This window comes from Thiothrix nivea DSM 5205, assembly GCF_000260135.1.
GTDB classification, from domain to species: Bacteria; Pseudomonadota; Gammaproteobacteria; order Thiotrichales; family Thiotrichaceae; genus Thiothrix; species Thiothrix nivea.
The window spans coordinates 2687-5599 of sequence record NZ_JH651382.1; the positions used below are offsets into that span (position 1 = coordinate 2687).

Sequence of the window (2913 nt, forward strand, 5' to 3'; positions counted from 1 at the left end):
GACTTCAAGGATTCGGTGTTGCTGTTCATCCAGCGGTTTGACGTGCCGTTTGACAACAACCTCGCCGAGCGGGCAGTGCGCCCCGTGAAAGTCAAACTCAAGGTGGCGGGCGGATTCCGGGGCTATCGGTGGTGCCGATGCCTTCTGTGTCATCCGTTCCGTTGGGAAACCAACAAGCTGCAGGGACGGAATCCGTTTGAGTCCCTCAGATCGGTTTTGGCATAGACTGAGTAGTTACAAAAATAAAAGAGTTCGTGAGTCGCGCTGGTGCGCGGGAAACGTTGTCCCAAAGCGCCAATCAGAAATTAAGAATTGGTGGTTGCCTAATCTTCCAGCGTTCTCACAATATATCGTGCCAGTCCAATAAAAGATTAAGAATAGGTGATTGCCCAATCTTCCATAGTTTCAGCGATTCTCCGTGCCAAACCCAATAAATCAAGAATTGGTGGTTACCCAATCTTTCAGGGTTTCCACGATATTTCGTGCCAGCCCAATAAAAGGTTAAGAATGGGTAGTTACCCAATCTTCCATAGTTTCAGCGATTCTCCTTACCAACCCAATAAATCAAGAATTGGTGGTTTGCCAATCTTTCGGGGTTTCCACGGTATTTCGTACTAGCCCAATAAAAGATTAAGAGTTGGTGGTTGCCCAATCTTTCATTGTTTTGACGATATGCCATGCCTGCCCGATAATTTATAAAGGTGAGGTAGCGTCTTTTAAAAAATGACATTGATTATTTGATGATATTTCAAGAGCCAACAAGGTTCTCGACGACGGACGCGGTGACAGCCCGCGACTCCGCACAATTGACTCCCCGCCGCGCCCGTCAGATTTGACGTTGGCGTCTCGATAAATATCAATACAACACGTATCTAATTGTAAATTCTCAATAAGGAATAAATATGTCAATAAATAAGATTATTGCTAGACAAGCCGCTTATTACTCGCAGGATGCTGGAGAATGGGCAAATTCAGCATATGCTTCAGAATATCCTGAAATAACTGCATTATTAAATTTGAACTTGCCTAAACATAATCGCTATGCAGTTTGCAACCTGAGAGGCGGTATTGGAAAATCCACACTGACTTTTAATTTAACATATGATACTAATGATATAATAGCTGTCGATACTTGCCCTCAATCAAATTCCACAGCATTCTTTACAAGAGGGCAACCGGCATCAGGCACAACAATATATGATGCACTGCTTCCATATTTATTGCCTCGCATGTCATTCCCATCAAGAATTGCTCAAAAGATTGAACGATTAAATCCTTATTTTAGTGGCAAAAACGCATATTTTGTGCCTTCTTCAGCAAATTTATATGAATTCCCATCCATTATGGAGTCTGCTTTATCTCAAGCTAGATCTATTCCAGGTGAGTCTGATAAAGCGCGGTCACAAATTCTAAATTCATTTAAGGACTTGCTGGACAGAGAAACAAGAAAATATAACATTTCAAAAGTTATTATTGATACATCACCATTTTTCTCTGGTGCTACTCATTTATCATGGCACGCGGTTGATTCATTAATCGTTCCCGTTCGCACAGATCAACAATCTGTGGACTCACTACAATTATTAATTCATTTATTACGTGATCCATCAAGAACTTTTTTAAGAGCACAAGAAAGTTTAGAATTAAGCCAACCTAAAATACAAATGGTTGTTGTTACTCATTGTGGATGGTCAACCCGAGCGGGAGCTAGAAATGAACCAAACAATCAGACTAAAGTATATTTAGAAAAAGTACATTCATTAGTAGCAAATAATATTGATTTATTTACCACCGACGATCCAGATAATCATGTCGTTCCATTAGATGATTTCTTAGGTTCAGGCCGCATCGCCTCTGCAAATCAAATTCCAATTAAGTGTTTAGAGCCTCAACAAAGCTTTACTATTGAGGGACAACGTGTTGAAGTTAATGCTTCAGTAGAAAAGTGCCAAAAGCAGCTCTCTTTTATTACTAGTAATATTTGGTAAAAGAGCCAACGATTACATCGACGACGGACGCGGTGACAGCCCGCGATCCTTACTTTCTACTCCCTGCCGCGCCCGTCATGTTAGACGTTGGCGTCATATGCGACACACTAAAATTACGCTAATCCATTAAAAATAATGAAATTAATAATAGAATAAAAACGGACTAAAAATGTACATCTGTACAAGTCATGTGATCTTGGCTATAGTAGTACATATGTACTTTATGGTTGAGCAGAATGGATATTACGATAGATACATCGGCACTAATTGCTGTCATTGGCAATGAAAAAGCCAAAGATAAGATCATAAATTTAACAATTGGAGCATCATTAGTTGCACCAATGTCGGTACATTGGGAGATTGGTAATGCTTTTTCAGCAATGTTCAAAAGAAGAGTCATCGAACTGGCAGATGCAGAAAAAGCACTAAAGGTTTATAAATCAATTCCCATCCAATTCATAGATATACCATTAGAGCGCACGTTATATATAACAAAAAACTTTAATATTTATGCTTATGATGCTTACCTTATTCAATGCGCCGAGCAGACGAGTAGTCCATTACTCTCTTTAGATAAAGGCTTAATTAACATTGCCAAACAAATGGGCATTACAGTATTGGAGGTGACAGATGAGACAATATAATTTCACAGAAGCCAGAAAAAATTTTGCTTCGATCCTTGAGACTGCCAAACAAGAAGGCATCATTTGTATCTATAAAAGAAACGGTGAGGCATATTACCTTACTCCTGCAAAAATCAAAAAATCTCCTTTAGACGTTGATGGGATAAACCTAAATCTGACATCCGACCAAATCGTTTCAATAGTACGGGAGAGCAGAGAGAGAAACTATTTTTAAAATAATAAAGAGCCAACAATTATGTCGACGACGGACGCGGTGACAGCCCGCGACTCCGCCCAGCTTA

3 protein-coding genes and 1 pseudogene are annotated in these 2913 nt (G+C 39.9%); all 4 read left to right on the forward strand.

Annotated elements, in window-relative coordinates; all coding sequences use genetic code 11:
* Positions 1-225: pseudogene (locus THINI_RS00310) on the forward strand (IS66 family transposase); the annotation flags it as partial.
* Positions 226-902: 677 nt separating this feature from the next.
* Positions 903-1988 carry a ParA family protein gene (locus THINI_RS23955; RefSeq protein WP_002706555.1) on the forward strand — a complete coding sequence of 362 codons (1086 nt, stop codon included), beginning with the start codon at positions 903-905 and terminating at the stop codon, positions 1986-1988.
* 236 nt (positions 1989-2224) lie between these two features.
* The gene (locus THINI_RS00315; RefSeq protein ID WP_002706557.1) at positions 2225-2632 is read left to right on the forward strand and encodes a type II toxin-antitoxin system VapC family toxin; all 408 of its coding nucleotides are present in this window, start codon (positions 2225-2227) and stop codon (positions 2630-2632) included.
* Entirely contained in the window at positions 2619-2846 is a 228-nt protein-coding gene (locus THINI_RS00320) for a type II toxin-antitoxin system Phd/YefM family antitoxin (protein WP_002706560.1), read from the forward strand. The genes THINI_RS00315 and THINI_RS00320 overlap by 14 nt, the downstream gene beginning before the upstream one ends.
* Positions 2847-2913 lie beyond the last annotated feature (67 nt).